Source organism: Sphingomonas sp. (assembly GCF_036269755.1).
In the GTDB taxonomy this organism is placed as follows: Bacteria; Pseudomonadota; Alphaproteobacteria; order Sphingomonadales; family Sphingomonadaceae; genus Sphingomonas.
Genome location: NZ_DATBDV010000021.1, coordinates 68,446 through 86,801, shown reverse-complemented (window position 1 = coordinate 86,801; position 18,356 = coordinate 68,446). Strand labels below are relative to the sequence as shown.

Annotated in this window: 14 protein-coding genes and 1 tRNA gene; 4 read left to right on the top strand and 11 right to left on the bottom strand. The window is 66.0% G+C overall.

Annotated elements, in window-relative coordinates; all coding sequences use genetic code 11:
* Nucleotides 1–8 precede the first annotated feature (8 nt).
* Entirely contained in the window at nucleotides 9–2,678 is a 2,670-nt protein-coding gene (locus tag VH326_RS14225; protein WP_329632494.1) for a M1 family metallopeptidase, read from the bottom strand.
* Between the two features lie 91 nt (nucleotides 2,679–2,769).
* Nucleotides 2,770–3,381: a TetR/AcrR family transcriptional regulator gene (locus tag VH326_RS14220; RefSeq protein ID WP_329632546.1), complete on the bottom strand. Its 612-nt coding sequence runs from the start codon at nucleotides 3,379–3,381 to the stop codon at nucleotides 2,770–2,772.
* Nucleotides 3,382–3,639: 258 nt separating this feature from the next.
* Here VH326_RS14220 and VH326_RS14215 point away from each other — a divergent pair, with 258 nt between their 5' ends.
* Nucleotides 3,640–4,935, top strand: coding sequence for an MFS transporter (locus VH326_RS14215; protein ID WP_329632493.1), 1,296 nt, complete (start codon nucleotides 3,640–3,642; stop codon nucleotides 4,933–4,935).
* Nucleotides 4,932–6,569: a carboxylesterase/lipase family protein gene (locus VH326_RS14210; RefSeq protein WP_329632492.1), complete on the top strand. Its 1,638-nt coding sequence runs from the start codon at nucleotides 4,932–4,934 to the stop codon at nucleotides 6,567–6,569. Before VH326_RS14215 ends, VH326_RS14210 begins: the two co-directional genes overlap by 4 nt.
* 4 nt (nucleotides 6,570–6,573) lie before the next feature.
* Here VH326_RS14210 and VH326_RS14205 read toward each other — a convergent pair whose 3' ends face one another.
* The 8 genes from VH326_RS14205 to VH326_RS14170 all read right to left on the bottom strand — a co-directional run bounded on the left by VH326_RS14205 (nucleotide 6,574) and on the right by VH326_RS14170 (nucleotide 15,097).
* Nucleotides 6,574–8,148, bottom strand: a complete 1,575-nt coding sequence (locus tag VH326_RS14205) for an AMP-binding protein (RefSeq protein WP_329632491.1) — start codon at nucleotides 8,146–8,148, stop codon at nucleotides 6,574–6,576.
* A gap of 66 nt (nucleotides 8,149–8,214) precedes the next feature.
* Nucleotides 8,215–10,440, bottom strand: a complete 2,226-nt coding sequence (locus VH326_RS14200) for a TonB-dependent receptor (RefSeq protein ID WP_329632490.1) — start codon at nucleotides 10,438–10,440, stop codon at nucleotides 8,215–8,217.
* Between the two features lie 287 nt (nucleotides 10,441–10,727).
* A tRNA-Val gene (locus VH326_RS14195) sits at nucleotides 10,728–10,803 on the bottom strand.
* Between the two features lie 44 nt (nucleotides 10,804–10,847).
* On the bottom strand, nucleotides 10,848–11,786 hold the full coding sequence (locus VH326_RS14190; RefSeq protein ID WP_329632489.1) for a MarR family winged helix-turn-helix transcriptional regulator: 939 nt from the start codon (nucleotides 11,784–11,786) through the stop codon (nucleotides 10,848–10,850).
* A gap of 132 nt (nucleotides 11,787–11,918) precedes the next feature.
* A complete protein-coding gene (locus VH326_RS14185) occupies nucleotides 11,919–13,403 on the bottom strand; it encodes an NAD(P)(+) transhydrogenase (Re/Si-specific) subunit beta (protein WP_329632488.1) in 1,485 nt (494 codons plus the stop codon).
* A gap of 1 nt (nucleotide 13,404) precedes the next feature.
* Nucleotides 13,405–13,698, bottom strand: a complete 294-nt coding sequence (locus VH326_RS14180; protein WP_329632487.1) for a proton-translocating transhydrogenase family protein — start codon at nucleotides 13,696–13,698, stop codon at nucleotides 13,405–13,407.
* A 129-nt stretch (nucleotides 13,699–13,827) separates the two neighbouring features.
* A complete protein-coding gene (locus VH326_RS14175; protein WP_329632486.1) occupies nucleotides 13,828–14,952 on the bottom strand; it encodes an NAD(P) transhydrogenase subunit alpha in 1,125 nt (374 codons plus the stop codon).
* A 10-nt stretch (nucleotides 14,953–14,962) separates the two neighbouring features.
* Complete coding sequence (locus VH326_RS14170; RefSeq protein ID WP_329632485.1) at nucleotides 14,963–15,097, bottom strand: aa3-type cytochrome c oxidase subunit IV; 135 nt, start codon at nucleotides 15,095–15,097, stop codon at nucleotides 14,963–14,965.
* A gap of 142 nt (nucleotides 15,098–15,239) precedes the next feature.
* Between VH326_RS14170 and VH326_RS14165 the strand changes: the two genes are divergently transcribed.
* Both VH326_RS14165 and VH326_RS14160 read left to right on the top strand, forming a co-directional pair.
* Entirely contained in the window at nucleotides 15,240–16,658 is a 1,419-nt protein-coding gene (locus tag VH326_RS14165; RefSeq protein ID WP_329632484.1) for a sigma-54 dependent transcriptional regulator, read from the top strand.
* Nucleotides 16,659–16,715: 57 nt separating this feature from the next.
* Nucleotides 16,716–17,279 (top strand): hypothetical protein, encoded by a 564-nt coding sequence (locus tag VH326_RS14160; protein WP_329632483.1) that lies wholly within the window; start codon nucleotides 16,716–16,718, stop codon nucleotides 17,277–17,279.
* On the opposite strand, the gene folP is transcribed toward VH326_RS14160, so the two are convergent.
* The gene (gene folP, locus VH326_RS14155) at nucleotides 17,276–18,322 is read right to left on the bottom strand and encodes a dihydropteroate synthase (protein ID WP_329632482.1); all 1,047 of its coding nucleotides are present in this window, start codon (nucleotides 18,320–18,322) and stop codon (nucleotides 17,276–17,278) included. The two genes, VH326_RS14160 and folP, sit on opposite strands and share 4 nt — an antisense overlap.
* Nucleotides 18,323–18,356 lie beyond the last annotated feature (34 nt).

The window sequence follows — 18,356 nt, the reverse complement described above, 5'->3', positions numbered from 1 at the left end:
CGCCCTTCCTACCCCGCCGCGATCGCCGCGGCGATTTCAGCGCTCTTGGCCTGCTTGAGCGCGCTGCAATGGCGGATGCTTTCCAGCGTCCGTTCGTAGTTGAGCACGCCCATCCCCGAGCCGCGAACCGCGGCGCCGACCTTGGCGTCGATCCGCGCCGCCTGGTCGGCGCTGCACGCGCCGCCGAACGCCTGCGGCAAGCGGCTGGTGATGAAGATGCCGTTGCCGTCGGCGGCCAGCTTTGCGTAATTGGCAAAGATCCACTCGGTGCCGAGGTCGCGCGTGTCGGGGTTGCCGACCACGCCGAAGATCAGTCCAATGCGATCGAAGCTGCGCATGCGTTTGTCGTTGAGGGACAGGAGATAGTCGGCAGCATCGGCATGACCGCTATAGGCGGCGGCGCCGAGCGCGCTCTGGCGGAACGTGGGGTCTTCGCTCGACAACGCCTTGTCCACCAGCATCTTGACCGCGGGCAGCCCGCCATCCTCCGCCACCACGCCGAGCGCGATACCAACGAAACCGGGATCGAGCGCGGCTTCGTCGCCAGCCAGATATTTGTCGCCGGCGGCCTTTAGCTTTGCGCGCACCACGGAATCGCGTGCGTCCGCCGCGACGAGACCGACGAGCTGCTGGCGCAGCTTCTGCCGACCCGGATCTTCCTTGGCATAGACCCCCGCCGCAGGATCGAAGCCTAGCGACGCAAGGCGCGGGGTGTAGATCGACGCCATCAGCGCGCGATAGGCCGGGAGCGACTCCGGCCCGATCAATCCGCGGCCGCGCAGGCCCGCGATGCGTTCGCCGCCGTCGACGCTGGCGGTGGCGTCGGGATTCTGCGCCATCGCGCGCGCTTCCGCGATCAGCCACGATGCCGGCGCCTTGCCGGCGCGAAATGCCGCCCACAGGCTGTCGGTGGTCGCGATCGCCTCGCCCGGCGACAGCGTCGCCGACGACGCGATCAGCGCCTGCCAATCGGCGGGCGCGAGGTTGAATCGATAATAACCGGTGCCGCCGACATTGGGCATGATGACGCCGTTGGCCGGCGCATCGAGCGTCGTCGTCTGCTGGTCGAGCAGGGTGCATTGCTTGGCCGCACCGACGCGCACGCAGAACGGGATCGTCCAGCTGAGCGGCGCCGGGTTCGACCCCAGAAAGGCGTAACGCGATTGAGTCGCGACGAGCTTGCGGCCGCGGCGTTCGACATCGACCAGCGGCACGCCCTGCTGGTCGACGAACGACTTGAACGCGGCAAGAACGCGCGGATCCTTCGCCGCGTCAGCGATCGACTGAAAGAACTGCTCCGACGTGGCATTACCGTAAGCGTGGCGCTGGAGGTGAAGCCGCACGCCGGCCTTGAACTTGTCGTCGCCCAGATAGGCGGCGATCATCGCCACCACCTGACCACCCTTGCCATAGGTGATGCCGTCGAATGCGGAGTCGATCTGGCTGTTGTCGGTGATCGGCTGGTGGATCGGACGGCCGACCTCGAGCGCGTCGGTGTTCATCGCGCTGAAGCCTTCGTCGAGCGCGCCGACGCTGATGTTCAATTCGGGCCGCCACTCATTGCCGATGCGATAGCCCATCCAGTTGGCGAAGCTCTCGTTGAGCCAGATGTCGTCCCACCATGCCGGCGTGACGAGGTCGCCGAACCATTGGTGCGACAGCTCGTGGCTGACGACCATGCCGAAGGCTTGCTTGTCGCCGGTGGTCGCGCCGGGCGGGAGGAAGATGATCCCGTCGCCATAGGTGTCGGCGCCGGCATTCTCCATCGCCCCGGGCATGATCGGAGTGCCGATCTGGTCGAGCTTGGGGAACGGGAACGGCTGGCCGAAATATTTCTCCAGTAAGCTGACGATGCGCGGCGTTTCCGCCATGACGTACGCCATCTTATCCTTTTGCGCCTGGGTGGCGACAGCGCCGTACGGCATCGGCTGGCTACGCTCGGCGTCGGGCGGGATCATCCCGGTCTCGCGGACGAACGGCCCGGTATCGATCGCGACGAGGTAGGTCGGGAGCGGGCGAGTCGGCGCGAGTTGATGCTTCTCCATGCCGCCCGCGACCTTGGTCAGGGACGCTTGTGGCGCATTCCCGACGACCACCAGCCCGGGATGCGTCGTCACCGATACGGTGAACGGCGTTTTGAAACCGGGCTCGTCGAAGCCCGGATAGGCGGCGCGCGCGTCGATGCTCTCGAACTGAGTCCAGCTATACCATTGATCGCCGACCTTGACGTGAAACAGCCCCGACGCGCTGTCGGCAAAATCGCCCGAATAATCGAACACCAGCGTCGCGGCGCCCGCCGGCAGCGGCGTGGCGAAGTCGAGCCGCGCGGTGCCGGTCTGGTCGACCTGAGTCCACTTCGCGGTGATCGTCTTGCCGCCGGCCATCGCGACGACTCTCGACACGCGCAGATCGCGGCCATGCAGATAGAGCGACGAGGTCGCCGCTTTGACCGCGATGTCGATCTCGTCATGCCCCGAAAAGGTCGTCGCCTCGGGCAGGATGGTGAAATCCAGCCGATAATCCTTGGGAACCGCGGCATCGGGGAGCTTGCCTTTGGGCGCCGCCGAGTCGGGCACCACCTTCGGACCTGCATCGGGCGTCGTTTGCGGCTGCGGCGACGCGATCGCCGCTGAGGACAGCAGCAAGGTGGCGATAGCGGAGACGAAGGAAGCGCGCATCGAATTCCCCTGGATGATGGTGTGCTAGCAGAGTAATACGCTTCTTGCGACGAAACAAGAGGCGATCAGACAGCGGCGTTGTCGCGCCCGTCTAGCCGCAAATCGCCTCGAACCCCGCTGTCATGAACCTCGCCATGCGCTCCTTCACCGCGACGAAATCGTCCGAGCGAGCTAGGCCGCCAGACAGCTTGTCGATGCGGCCGGTCCGCGCGAGCGTCAGCATCAGCGCGCCGGTGACGAAGTGATAGCCCCAGAAGATGTCGGCCTCGTCGCAATCCGGCATCGCTTTCTTGAGCAGCCCGATCAGCCGCAGCACGACCGGGTCGAAATGCTCGTCCATCAGCGCGGCGCCCCATGCCGGGGTGTTGGCGACTTGCGCGCCGAACCTGGCGTAGTTCTTCCAGCCTTCGCCGCCGTTGATGTAGAGGTCGAGGTCGGTGTCGAGGAATACGTGTAGCGCGCCCTCGATCGTCGGCTTCCCGCCGCACGCATGCTCGTAATCGTCGAGTGCCTTCATGCGGAGCTCGCTCGTCACCACCGCACGCCGCGCGAAGACGGCGTCGAACAACGCCTTCTTGTCGGCGAAATAGTAATTGAGCAGCGTGTGATGCACGCCGACGCGCTTGGCGACGTCCTTCAAAGTGACGCCGTACAGGCCGTGCTTCGAAAACAGCTCCTCGGCGACGTCCAGGATCTGCTCCATCGTCGCGGCGCGCTGTTCGGCCTTGCGCGATTGACGCTTGGGTGCGGCTTTCTCGGTCACAACCATCGTCCTTCTAGGCTCCGCCGCCGAGCGTCAACCCGTCCAGCAATATTCACCCGCGCGATAGTGTATGTTGACACGCTCCGTGACTTGGCAGCATGATGCGCAAAACAAAAGCCGGGAGAGGATTGTGGATTTTCTGACGGCGATCCGTCGAGTCGAGTTGGGCAACGACTTGGTCCTGGGACGTTGCCGCTAATGGCCGGCACCGTTGCTACGGCAACCCGGCACCCGCTGGCGGCCTCGCCCCGCGCCTGGGCGATGCTGATCGCGCTGACCTTCGTCTATGTGATCAATTTTCTCGATCGCCAGTTGCTGGGCATCCTCGCCAAGCCGATCCAGGACAGCCTGCACATCACCGATGGCCAGCTTGGACGGCTGAGCGGGCTCTATTTCGCGCTGTTCTACTGCTTCATCGCGATTCCGATCGGGTTGCTCGCCGACCGCACCAATCGGATTACGATCGTCTCGCTGGCATGCACGATCTGGAGTGCAGCGACGACATGCTGCGGGCTCGCCGCGACCTATCCGCAACTCGTCGTCGCGCGCATGGCCGTCGGGTTCGGCGAAGCGGGCGGTGTGCCACCATCCTACGCGTTGGTCACCGACAGCTTTCCGCCGGGGCGCCGCGGGATCTCGTTCGGCATCTATAATTGCGGGCCGCCGATCGGCGCCGCGCTGGGCATCGCGTTCGGCGCGACGATCGCGGCCAAGTTCGATTGGCGCGACGCCTTTATCGCGATCGGCGCGATCGGCGTGGTGACGGCAATCCTGGTGCGGGTATTCCTTCGCGACCCGCCGCGTGGCGCGACCGACCCGGTCGGAGCGGCGCCGACGGACAAAGCCGGTTTCTGGTCGACCGTCGGGATGTTCGTAACCAATCCGACGCTGATGCTCACCGCGCTCGGCAGCGGCGCGACTCAGTTCGTGACCTATGGCCTCGGCAATTTCGCGGTGCTGTTCCTGATGCGCGAAAAGGGCATGACGCTGTCGCAGGTCGCGGTTTGGTACGCGCTCGTGGTACTGATCGGGATGGGCGGCGGGATGCTGGTGTCGGGCCGAGTGATCGACCGTTTCACCCGCCGCACGCGCACCGCGTACGCCGCGGTGCCGGCCGTGTCGCTCATCGTGGCGTTGCCGTTCTACGTCGCGTTCGTATGGACGCCCGACTGGCGGCTCGCGCTGGTTTTGCTGACGATCGTCAATGCCTTCAACTATTTTTACCTGAGCTCGTCGGTGGCGTTGGTGCAGGAGGAAGTGCGGCCCGACCAGCGCGTGCTGTCGGGCGCGTTGCTGCTGCTGATCATGAACTTCATCGGGCTGGGGCTCGGGCCGACCTGGGTGGGAGCGGCGAGCGACTGGTTCAAGGCGAACGGCTCGGCGCATTCGCTGCAAGTCGCGCTCTACACCCTGACCCCCGCCTATCTCATCGCGATCGCGCTGTTCGCGTGGCTAGCCCGCCGGCTGCGCGCCGAAGAAAGGAAAATCGCATGATCCCGTTCCATCGCTTGCTCGCCCTCGGCGGCTTGATGTTAGCCGCGCCGGCGATGGCGCAGACCGGACCGGTGGTCAACGCGCCGTCGGGCGCCGTGCGTGGCGCCAGCGACCGCGGGACCGTCGTGTTCAAGGGCATCCCTTATGCCAGGCCGCCGATCGGCGCGCTGCGCTGGCGGCCGCCGGTCGCGATGCCGCGCTGGTCCCGCGTGCGCGACGCCAGCGCATTCGGCCCGGCTTGCGTTCAGCCGCAGAGCAAGACACCGACCTCGGTCTATTCGCCCGCGCAGCCGCTGCCGGTCAGCGAGGATTGCCTCACGCTCAACATCTGGACACCGAAGAACGCGAAGAACGCGCCGGTCTTCTTCTGGATTCACGGCGGCGCGCTGGTGACGGGATCGAGCCGCGAGCCGATGTACGACGGCAAGCGGCTCGCCGAGCGCGGCGTGATCGTCGTGTCAATCAATTATCGGCTCGGCGTGCTCGGCTGGCTCGCCCATCCGCAGCTCAGCGCCGAATCGCCACAGCATGTGTCGGGCAATTACGGGCTGCTCGATCAGATCGCGGCGCTGCAATGGGTCCGCTACAATATCGCGGCGTTCGGCGGCGACGCCAGGAACGTGACTATCGCGGGCGAATCCGCCGGCGGGCTGAGCGTGATGTACCTGATGGATTCGCCGCTCGCGCGCGGGCTGTTCCAGAAGGCGATCGCCGAGAGCGCGTACATGATCTCGATGCCGGACCTCAAGAAGAGCGTCTACGGAGCGCCCTCGGGCGAAGCGATGGGGCAGCTGCTCGGCGGTGGCCTGCAGGCGCCCGATATCGCCACGCTGCGCGGGATGGACGCCCAGACGATCACCGACAGCGCCGCCAAGATGGGGTTCGGCCCGTGGGGAACGGTCGACGGCCTCGTGCTTCCGATGCAGATGGTCGATGCGTTCGATCAGAAGAAGCAGGCGCCGGTGCCGCTGCTTGCCGGCTTCAACCAAGGCGAGATCCGGTCGCTGATGATGCTCGCGCCCAAGCCGCCGGCGACCGCGGAAGCTTATGAGACGGCGATCCGCGACCGCTACGGCGACCTCGCCGATGCCTTCCTGCGGCTCTATCCCGCTGCCGATTACAAGGAGAGCATCATCGCGACGACGCGCGACGGGCTCTACGGCTGGACCGCCGAGCGGCTCGCGCGCAAGCAGACGGCGATCGGACAGCCGGCCTATCTCTACCTGTTCGATCACGGTTATCCGGCGATGGACACGGCGGGCTTGCACGCTTTCCATGCCAGCGAATTGCCGTTCGTGTTCGGCACGATCGACGTCCTGCCGCCGCGCTGGCCCACGATTCCGGCGACCGCCGACGAGCGAGCTATCTCCGACGCGATAGCCGATTACTGGGCGAGCTTCGCGCGCACCGGCAAGCCCGTGGCGGCCAACGCGCCGGCGTGGCCAGCCTATGGTAATGCCGCCAACTACATGCATTTCGCCGCGACACCGCAGCCCGAAACGAAGCTGATGCCGGGTATGTATGCGCTCAACGAAACGGTGATGTGCCGGAAAAAAGCGACCGGAGTCGGGTGGAACTGGAACGTCGGGCTCGCCGCGCCGAAGCTGCCGGACAAGACGGCGGGGTGCGACTGATCGGCTAGGCCGCGGCGAGCGCGCCGGCCGCGAAATCGGCGCGCAGCCGCGCCTTGTCGATCTTGCCCGAGGCGGCGAGCGGCATCGCATCGATCTCGACCACTTGGTCGGGGATCCACCAGTCGGCGACCTTGCCGCGGAGCAGTTCGAGCAGCGCTTGCGAATCACCGTCCTCGGTCTCGACGATCAGCACCGGGCGCTCGCCCCATTTGGCGTCGGCTCGGGCGATTACCGCGACGTGGCGCACCGCCGGGTGCGTGCCGATGATCGCTTCGATCTCGGTCGGGTTGATCCACTCGCCGCCCGACTTGATCAAATCCTTGGCGCGCCCGCCGATCGTGAGATTGCCCGCTTCGTCGATCGTCGCGAGGTCGCCGGTATCGAAATAGCCTTCCGCATCGAGAGCATCGCTGTCGGCGCGGAAATAGGCGTCGAGCACGCTATGGCCCTTGACCTTGAGATGGCCGAGCACCCCGCATTGCGACGCGAGTGTGTTGCCGTCGGCATCGGTCAGCTTGAGGTCGAGCCCCATCGGCGGACGCCCTGCCCCGCGCCCCTCACCCACGGAGCCCGGCGGCGCGATCGTGCCAATCGGCGATAGCTCGGTCATCCCCCAGCTGGTCTGCACCTCGGCGCCAAGCCCCTGTTCGAGGCGACGGAGCAGCGCGTCCGGACAACTTGACCCGCCGATCAGCACGCGTTGGAGATCGGGCAGGTCGGTGCCCGTCGCGCCGAGATGATCGACCAGCCCGAGCCACACCGCCTGCACTCCGACCGCGATCGTGACTCGCTCGTCGCACATCAGCCGCGCCAGGCTCGCGCCATCGACCGCGCGACCTGGAAGCACCAGCTTGGCCCCCGCCGCCGGTGCCGCGAACGGCAGGCCCCAGCCATTGGCGTGGAACATCGGCACCGCGAGCAGCAACACGTCGCGCTCGGTCAGCGCGACGGCGTCGGCCTGAAGCGCACGGAGCGTATGGAGATAGTTCGAACGGTGGGTGTAGACGACTCCCTTGGGGCTGCCGGTGGTGCCCGACGTGTAGCAGAGGCCCGCAGGGGCGTTCTCGTCGAATTCGCCCCAAACGCGGGCCTCGCCACGCGTTTCGAGTAGGGCTTCGTAGTCCCAGACCTGCGCCTGGCCGAAAGCGGCATCGTCGGCCGCCGCACCGAGCACGACGACATGCTCGATCGTCGGGCAAAGCCGCGCGAGTTCACGCGCAAACGGCATCAAATTAGCGGCGATCGCGAGCACGCGATCCTCGGCCTCGTTGATCATTGCCCCGAGGTGCGCGACCGTCAGCCGCGGATTGAGCGTGTGACAAACCAGCCCGACGCCCATCGCTGCATAATAAAGTTCGAGGTGGTGCTGCGTGTTCCAGGCAAGCGTGGCGACCCGATCGCCCTTCGCCAAGCCCAGCGCGACCAGCGCCCCGGACATGCGATTGCTGCGGTCGCGCAACGCCGCATAGTCGATCCGCGTCGCCACCTTCCCGGCTTCCGCGCCGACGATCTGCCGGTCGTGGAACCACTTGGCGGCATGGTCGAGGAATTTGTCTACCGTCAGGCCGTAGGGCTGCATGACACCGTGGGAGCACGAGAAAGAAACAGCCGCCGAGCGCACGCCCGGCGGCCGGTCGTGGAGAGATCAGAAGGTCTTGAGCACCTTGATGCCGTACTGGCGCGGTGCCCCCGCGAAGTAGAGCCCACTATTGAGCGCGGCGACATAGTGCTGGTCGGTCAAATTGGTGCCGTAGGCGGTAACCGTCAGCGTGCCGTGCGTATAGGCGATCTGCGCGTTGAGGATCTTGCGCGCATCGAGCCGGTCGCCGAGGGCCGGATTCTCGAACAGCGTCGCCCCCTGGCTGCCGACATAGCCGAAATTGGCGCGCGGCGTGATCGAGTCGCCGCCCGGCAGCGTGAAGGTATATTCGCCGCTGACGTTGAACGTGACGTTCGGCGCGTAGGTCTGGCGACGGCCGTTGAGGTTGATGCAGTTGGTCGCGGCCGCCGCACCGCCGGTCAGCGGATCGCACGCGCCGGTGGCTGCGACGCGCGGATCGCTGGCGAAGAACTTGCCCAGCTCGCTGTGCAGCACGTTGACGCCGGCCCCGAACTTGAACCCGCCGAAGCTGAAATCGGCCTCACCCTCGAACCCGTAGATCTTGGTCGAGTTCGGCACGTTGAGCTCGATCCCGAAGGTCGGGAAGGTCGGGTAGCCGATGACGACCTGGAAGTCCTTATAGTCGTTGTAGAAGCCGGTGAGGGTCGTGCGGATGTGTCCGCCCGCCCAATTGCTCTTCAAGCCGGCCTCGTACGAGGTAATCCTCTCGGGCTTGAACGGCGCCGGGTCGCCCAGGCCGACCGGGACGTTGAGGCCGCCCGGACGGAAGCCGGTGGCGACGAAGCCGTAGAGGAACTGGTCGGGGCTCACCTTCCAGCCGAGTGACGCCTTGTACGAGAAGTTGTCCGACGACACGGTCTGCGTCTGATTGATCAACGCGCCGTATTGCTGAACGCTGACATAATTGGTCGACCGGCTGGAAGTGTAGCGGCCGCCAAGCTCGAGCTTCAGGCTCGGGGTGATCTGGAACCCGACCTGCCCGAAGCCGGCAAGGTTACGCTCTGGGTTGCGGCCATAGAGCTGGTACAGGCACGCGTTAACGGTGGTGACCGGATAGCACAGGTTGATCGTGAAATTGCTGAACGGTTTGGGGAACACATAGGTGTTCCACATTCCGAACCCGCCGATCAGCCAGGTGAAACGCTGGTTGTCAGGCGAGATGATGTTAAATTCCTGGCTGAACTGCCGCTCGTTGACCTTATCGTAGAATGACTGGTTCGTCGTCGTCGACGCGGTGCCATCCAAATCGGCGCGATACATCGTAGTGCCGGTCTGGTATCCGGTGACCGAGCGGAATTTCACGCCCCCGGCGGTGTCATATTCGAGCTTCAGGACCGACCGGATGAACTTGTCGCGCGCATCCTGCGGCGCGTTCAGCTCGATATCGTACAGGTCGCGCTTGAGCGTCGGGAAAAGATCGCTGTGCTGGTAATATGGCGAGGCGGGATAGGCGCCCGAATCGAGATAATCGAGATCGGTCTTCCACAGCGCAGAGAAATGCTCGCTCGGCTTCCACAGCACGCTCACCCGGCCGGCGAGATAGCCCATCTTGCCTTGATCATAGGGATAGGCGGTGCCGCCGGGGCCCTTGATATGGAAGAAGCTGTCGCGGCGATCGGCGTACATCGCGAGACGTACCGCCAGCGTGTCGCTGACCGGAATGTTGATCGCACCCTGGAACCCGAAATCGTTGTAATTGCCGTAATTGGCGTTGATGTAGCCCCGGACGCCGCCGTTGATGACGGGATCGTTGGTGTTGACGAACACCGCGCCGCCGGTCGCGTTCTGGCCGACGATCGTGCCCTGCGGCCCGCGCAGCACCTGAATGTTTGCGACGTCGTAATAGGGCTCCATCTGGAAATAGCCCGGGAAGGTCGGCACGCCGTCGCGATAGGTGATGACGCCGGTCGTCGTCTGGGTGTTGTGCTCCGCCTTGCCGATGCCGCGCACGTTGAAGTCGTTGCCCTGGCCGAAATTGTTGACCACCACAGACGGCATCGCGAACTGCAGCGCATCGACATTGGCGACGCCCTTGTTGGACAAATCGGTGCCGCTCAGCACCGACGCCGACACTGCGGTCGTCATCAGACTTTCCGAGCGCCGCTGCGCGGTGATGACGATGTCGCCGTCGGTGTTGTCGGTCGTCGTCTGATCGTTCGTCTGATCGTTCGTCTGCGATGACGATTGCGGTGCGGCGGCAGGCGGCGTCGCGGTCTGCGCCGCGGCCGGCATGCTGAATGCGAGCGCCACAAATGATGCGCCCAACCAAGCGGAAGCCTTCATGAACCCCTCTCCAACTTCGTGTCATGCAGCGCTCTGTGGCGCCCATGTCGCAAATCTGCCTCAAAACCTCGGCGGGAGCAACACTAATTCTCTTCCGAGTGAATGTTCCTGTTTCCGACGTATCCGGGCGTCGGATTCGGCCGATGCGCGCCCGTACCGGCGGCGCCTCTCGAAGCGCTTCGCCGCACCGCAAACTTGGTTGGCGTCGATCGGCGCGATTGCGGTTTTGATGGGCGGGAGGCGCGCTTGGCGCTTGGTGGGCGGTGACGGTCTCGAACCGCCGACCCTCTCGGTGTAAACGAGATGCTCTACCAACTGAGCTAACCGCCCGACGATTTTCCTGTGGCGCGTGGGGACCGCCAGCGCAAGACGGTTCAGATCACACCGAGCCCGCTCTGACGCAACGCGGCAAAGTAGCGCTCCAGCTTGGCGCGCATTCCGTCGCTGAGCGCAAGGAAGGCGCGGCGGCGGTCGAACGGGTCGGGATGACGCTCGAACAAGCCAGCCTCGGTCATGCGCGCAATCCAGCGCAACGCAGTCGTCGGCGCCACCGCGGCAGCGATGCACAGGCTTGAAACCGAGACTTGCGCACTCTCCAGGTCGGCCGCGTAGAGGTCGAGCAGCATGTCCCACGCGGGATCCTCGAACAGATCCTCGGCGAGGTACTGGTTGCGCATCCGACGCGCGCGAATGAGCTTGCGCACCTCGGCAGCGGTAATGGTCGATGCAGCCGGGGCTGTCGCGGGCGGTGCGCCATATCCCAGCGGGCGATCGGCCACGCCGCTGGTGCGCTTCTCTTCGCTGGTAAGTCGAGCCAGCACACGCGAGATCCTGGCGACCTCTTCATTGAGCTGGCGGAGCTGCGCGGACTCGCTGTCCTGGGCGGGGTCGTGAACGCGGCTCGACGCGAACGGTGCGAGCGCCACCGCGAAGGCGGCGGTGCGATCGGCGATCGTCGGCGCGCACAATAACTCGACGCGCGGCCCGAGCATCGCTGCCGCTACGATATCGATCTGTTCCGGCTGCAGCGCGACCACCGCGCGCGCGGACGTTCGCTCGATCGCGCCGGATATGCGCGGCAGCGCGTCGGCCAGCATACCGTCCGAAACGTGCTGGGCTTCCACCGCGATCAGCTCGATGGCGCCGGGATGATCGAAGCGGCCCGCGCACGCGGCGCGCCAATCGGCCTCGCCGCGAAACGTCCCGCCTGCGAGAATGATCGCTTCGGCAGCGTCAGCGGCACCCGAACCCGGATCGGCGACGATCAAAGCCAATGGCGCAACACCCCTGTCATACTCGGTTGCGCGCAGCATCGCCGTACCTTGCCAGATCGCCCAGCCCCCTTGGACATCCGCAAACTACGTATTTCGCGAGCGGCGCTCACCACGGTCGCTCCGAAACGGAGCGGCTAAATTGATCCATTTCGGCGCGAGTCGGGTCCGAACTCAACCCAATGCCTTCACGATCTCCTCGACCATCTTCTTGGCGTCGGACAACAGCATCATCGTGTTGTCCTGGTAGAAGACGTCGTTGTCGACGCCGGCATAGCCGACACCGCCCATGCTGCGCTTGATGAACAACACGGTCTTGGCCTTGTTCACGTCGAACACCGGCATGCCGTAGATCGGCGAGGATTTGTCAGTCTTGGCCGCCGGATTGACGACGTCGTTGGCGCCGATGACGAACGCGACGTCGGTCTGCGCGAATTCGGAATTGATGTCCTCGAGCTCGAACACTTCGTCATACGGGACGTTGGCCTCGGCGAGCAGCACGTTCATGTGCCCCGGCATGCGGCCCGCGACCGGATGGATCGCGTATTTGACGCGCACCCCCTCTTCCTTGAGCTTGTCGGCCATTTCGCGAAGCACGTGCTGCGCTTGCGCGACCGCCATGCCGTAGCCGGGAATGATGATGACTTGCTCGGCCTGGCTCATCAGGAAGGCGGCGTCCTCGGCCGATCCGCGCTTCCACGGACGCTGCTCCTTCGCCTCGCCGGCCGCGCCACCGCTGTCGCCGCCGAACCCGCCCGCGATGACGCTGATGAAGCTACGGTTCATCGCGCGGCACATGATGTAGCTGAGGATCGCGCCCGACGATCCAACCAGCGCGCCCGTAATGATCATCGCGGTGTTGTGCAGCGTGAACCCCATCGCCGCCGCCGCCCAGCCCGAATAGGAGTTCAGCATCGACACCACGACCGGCATGTCCGCCCCGCCGATCGGGATGATCAGCAGGAAACCGATCGCGAAGCTCAAGCCCGTGATCGTCCAGAATACCCAGGGAGTCTGGTCCTGCGTAAAATAGGCAATCAGTCCGAGGATGCCGGCGAGCACCGCGAGGTTGATGACATGGCGCGCCGGCAGCAGGATCGGCTTGCCACCCATATTGCCGTTGAGCTTGAGGAACGCGATTACCGAGCCCGAGAAGGTGATCGCGCCGATCGCGACGCCGAGGCCCATTTCGATTCGGCTTTGGGTGAAGATACGGCCCGCTTCGGCGATACCGAACGCCTCCGGATTGAGGAATGCAGCACCTGCGACCAGCACCGCGGCCATACCGACAAGCGAGTGGAAGGCCGCGACGAGTTGCGGCATCGCCGTCATCGCGATCCGGCGGGCAGTAACGATGCCGATGACCGCGCCAATTACGATCGCGATCAGAATTGGCACTGCGACGCCGGGATCCGGGAAACCAAAACTTAATGTCTGGCCGGCCGGGCAGTTCGTGGCTGTTAAACAGTCGGGCGTGATGAACGACGGCAGATGCGTGATCAACGTCGTCACCACCGCGATCGTCATGCCGATCATGCCGAAGCGGTTGCCGCGCTGGCTCGAGGTCGGGCTCGACAGGCCGCGCAGCGCAAGGATGAAGCACACGCCCGCGACCAGATAGGCTAACGCCGCCCACGGATTCTGGGCCAACCCCTCCATGTCAGCGCACCTTCTTTTTATACATCGCCAGCATCCGCGCCGTCACCGCGAACCCGCCGAAAATGTTGACGCTGGCCAGCACCACCGCGAGCAGCCCGAGCCATTTCGACGTGGCGCCGGTCCCGCCGATCCCGATCGCCGCCGCCGCGATCAGCGCGCCGACGATGATGACGGACGAAATCGCGTTGGTCACCGCCATCAGCGGCGTGTGCAATGCGGGGGTCACCGACCACACGACGTAATAGCCGACGAAACAGGCCATTACGAAGATCGATAGGATGCCGATAAAGTCCATTCGCGCCCCTCGTTTTCGTCCCGCGAAATTTCTCGAATCTCGCGCTTATGCAGCATCATTGAAAGGAAGTTTGGCTCTTTCCCGCCGCGATCCGATCATACCGATTTGTACGCGTGTAGGACAGCGCGATCATGCGCCGAGCAACCGAGCGTTGACGACCTGCCCGCCCTTGGTCAGCCGCACGGCATCGCCGATCTCTTCGTCGAGCACCGGGCGGCCGGCGTCCTTGTCCCAGAAGGTCGAGAGGAAGTTGTAGAGGTTGCGCGCGAACAGCGCCGAGGCGTCGGCGGGGAGGCGGCTGGCGACGTTGCGGTGGCCGACGATTTTCACGCCGTGGCGTTCGACGACCTCGCCCGCGACCGCGCCCTCGACATTGCCGCCCGCCTCTACCGCGAGATCGACGATCACGCTCCCCGGCTTCATGCTCGCGATCTGCGCGTCGGATATCAGCCGCGGCGCCGGACGGCCGGGGATCAACGCGGTGGTGATGACGATATCCTGCTTGGCGATATGCGACGACACCAGTTCGGCCTGCGCCTTCTGATACTCCTCGCTCATCTCGGTGGCGTAGCCGCCCGATCCTTCGCCTTCGATCCCGGCGACGTTCTCGACGAAGATCGGTTTGGCGCCGAGGCTGAGAATTTGCTCGCGAGTCGCGCTGCGCACGTCGGTCGCCGATACTTGCGCGCCCAAGCGCCGCGCGGTGGCGATCGCCTGCAGCCCGGCGACGCCGACCCCCATCACGAACGCCTTGGCCGCCGAGATCGTCCCCGCCGCGGTCATCATCATCGGGAAAGCGCGGCCATATTCGGCCGCTGCGTCGAGCACCGCCTTGTAGCCCGCGAGATTGGCCTGGCTCGACAATATGTCCATCGACTGCGCGCGCGTGATGCGCGGCATGAACTCCATCGCCAGCGCCTCGAACCCGGCGGCCGCATAGGCATCGACGCGGTCGCGCGCGCCGAACGGGTTGAGCCCGGCGACGATCCACGCGCCCGCATTGGTGCCGGCGAGGCCCGCCGGATCGGGGCCCTGAACGCCAAGCACGATATCCGCGCCCTTCAGCGCGTCCGCGCGTGCGCCCACCTTCGCGCCTGCCGCTCCGTAATCCGCATCGGCGATGCTGGCGGTCTCGCCCGCGCCCGCCTCGACCGCGACCTCGGCGCCGAGCGCGACGAACTTCTTGACGGTTTCCGGCGTCGCCGCGACGCGGCGCTCGCCCTCGGCGGTTTCCTTGAGGGCGGCGATCTTCACGCGGAGCGGCTTATTTGCCGCCGCTCGAGATCAGCCAGATCACGATCGCGGCGACCACCAGGCAACTGACCGCGCCATATTTGAGCAGCCCAAGCACCGAATGATAGGTCTGCTGGTGCGGTTTCAGGTCGGTATCGCTAGCCATCGCAAACTCTCTTTCGCCACTGTTGCGGGCGAGTCTTAACCACCGCCGCCGCTCGCCTCAACCCCCCGCGTCGGCGACTTAAGGGCGCCTTTACCCGCCGCCGCTATGGTCGCTTGCTTATGGGGACAGGCAAGAGGACGGGATGACGCGCAACGGACAGCGCCTCCTGATGTTGATCGACGACGAACCCGCGCAGCGCCGCCTGGTTTCGGCGATCGCCGCGCGGCGCGATTGGCGTTCGGTGTTCGCCGCCGACGCCGAGACCGCGATCGCGATGCTCGGCACGCAGGACGGGATGCAGCTCGATGCGATCCTGCTCGACAGTTTTGGCCCCGAGGCCGACACCGACCGCCTGATCGTCGAGCTGCGCTTGCGCCGGCCGCAGCTGCCGATCCTGGTCCTCACCGCGAACGGATCGGTCGCCGACGCGGTGTCGGCGATGCGCGCGGGGGCCACCGATTTCCTGGTCAAGCCATTCGCGCCGGACCGGCTGCTCGCCGCGCTCGATTCGGTCGCGGCCGGGACCGATGCCGGCGAATTGCGCCCGCTGACCGAGAAAATTCCGGCGTTGCTCGGTTTCGACGAGATCGTCGGCGCCTCGCCCGATTTCCGCGCCGCGCTCGCCATCGCCGCTAAGGCCGCGCGCGCGCGCGTCCCCGTGCTGATCGAGGGCGAGAGCGGGGTCGGCAAGGAAGTCGTCGCCGAGGCGATTCACGCCGCCTCGCCGCGCGGCAAGAAGCCGATGATCGCGATCAATTGCGGCGCGATCCCCGCCAATCTGGTCGAAAGCGAGCTGTTCGGGCACGAGAAAGGCGCGTTCACCGGCGCGTTCGAGCGCAAGATCGGGCGTTTCCAGGATGCCGACGGCGGCACCATCTTCCTCGACGAGATCGGTGAGATGCCGCTCGACGCGCAGGTCAAATTGCTCCGCGTGCTGCAGTCGGGTGAGATCCAGCCGATCGGCGCGCGGCACACGCGCGAAGTCGATGTCCGCGTGATCGCGGCGACCAACAAGCGCCTGATCGAGGAGGTCGAGGCGGGGCGGTTCCGCGAGGACCTCTATTATCGCCTCAACGTCGTCCAGGTGACGATCCCGCCGTTGCGCGAACGCACCGGCGACATTCCGGCGCTCGCTCGCCACTTGCTCGCGCGGATCGCCGACCAGCCGGGGTTGCGCCCGCTCGGGATCACCGACGATGCGCTGGCGTTGCTCGGTCGCTACGACTGGCCGGGCAACGTCCGCCAGCTCCAGAACGCTTTGTTCCGCGCCGCGGTGCTGTGCGACGGCGACGCGCTGACGCTCGGCGACTTTCCGCAGATCGCCGCGCTCGGCTCGGCGCGCGTCGCCAGCCCGGTCGGCCAGATGGCGACCAGCGGCGGCGTCACTTTGTTCAAGCCCGACGGCAACATGCGTGCGCTCGAGGATATCGAAGCCGACGTCATCCGCCTCGCGATCGGACATTATCGCGGTCGCATGACCGAAGTCGCGAGGCGGCTCGGCATCGGCCGCTCGACGCTGTACCGCAAGCTCGGCGAGCTCGGGATCGACAGCGCCGCTTGATTTGACAATGCAGGACACCGCGAAGATCGTCTTCCCACGACGGGAGGTGGATCGAGGATGGACCCCCAAAGCGTTATCGAGGCGGGACGTGCGGCGATGCTCGCCGCCGGCGTGTCGCTGACGCCCGACTTCGTTTCACCGCAAGAGCAGGCCGAGTTGATCGCCTGGGCCGAGGCGATGGAGCCGCACCTCAAACCCAATCGGATGTATCGCGCGTATCGCGACGTGCGCACGCTACCGGACATTCCGCCGATCTGGACGGCCGTCCGGCAGCGGGTCGAAACGCTGATGGCGTTGGGCGACGATCCGGCGGTCGAGCCCATATTCGGGCTGTTCCTGAGCATCATCCGCAGCGGCGGCCGCGTGCACAATCATCACGATTCATCGCCGCCCGGGACGCGCCATCTGCGCTGCAACCTGTTTGTCGACGTGCCCCGTGAGGGCGGGCGCCCGATCATCCTGAGGAAGGCGATCGACGTCGCGCCGCGCACGCTGCTCGCCTTCTACGCCAACGAAATGCGTCACGCGTCGGAAGTGTTCGATCGCGACCGCCGTATCGTGCTGTCGTTCGGCTACACCGTTCCAGCAGCGCATCGCCTGCCGAACGCGATCGGCGCCTAACCCCCGACCAGCGCCTGGTCGCGCAGGCCGCGCCAGACCTTCAGCGCCTGCACCGTTTCCGGCACGTCGTGGACACGGAGCAACTGCACCCCCGCCTCGGCGCCCTTCAGCGCCAGCGCCAGCGAACCGCCGAGGCGCCGATCGGCCGGCGCCTCGTTCGACAGCGCGCCGATCATTCGCTTGCGGCTGGCGCCGAGCAACACCGGGCAGCCGAGCCCGTGGAACATCGCGAGGCCATTGAGCAGCGCGAGGTTGTCCTGGAGCGATTTGCCGAAGCCGATTCCCGGATCGACGATGATGTTCGCGCGATCGACGCCGCCGGCGACGACCGCCGCGACGCGCGTTTCGAGCCAATCGAACACGTCGGTCAGCACGTTGCCGTACTTGCCGTCGCCATGCGGGCCCTTGGCCGGGTCGGGCGAATGCATCAGCACCACCGGGCAGCCGGCTTTGGCCACCACCTCCAGCGCGCGGTCGTCCCACAGCAAAGCCGCGACGTCGTTGACGAGCCCCGCGCCGGCGCCGAGCGCCGCCTCCATCACCGCCGCCTTGCGCGTGTCGATCGAGACGAGCGTCCCGGCCTTGGCGAGCCCGCGCACCACCGGCTCGACTCGCGTGACCTCGTCGCCTTCCCACACCAAAGCCGCGCCGGGCCGAGTCGATTCGCCGCCGACATCGATCAACGCCGCCCCGGCCGCCGCCATCGCGACTCCGGCCGAAACCGGATCGTCGGGCGAGCCGTCGCCCGAAAAGCTGTCGGGGGTGACGTTGAGGATGCCCGCAACCAGCGGCTGGTCGAAGCGCAGCGTTCGCTCGCCGAGCACCAGCGGCGGGCGGGCCGCGGTGATCGCGGCGTGGAGCTTGGCGGCGCGTTCGTCGCTGGCGCCGAGCGTCCTGTCGAACGCGGCGATCGGCACGACGCGTTTCGCGCCGCCGTCGATCACCTCGTAGCCGGCGAACCATTGCATCCCGCCCGCCAGCCGCGCGACCTCGCCGTCGCGGCCGATCGGGGTGTCGACGAATTGGACGGGGCGGATGTGCATGTGACGATTCCCGTCGCTCCGGCGGAGGCCGGGG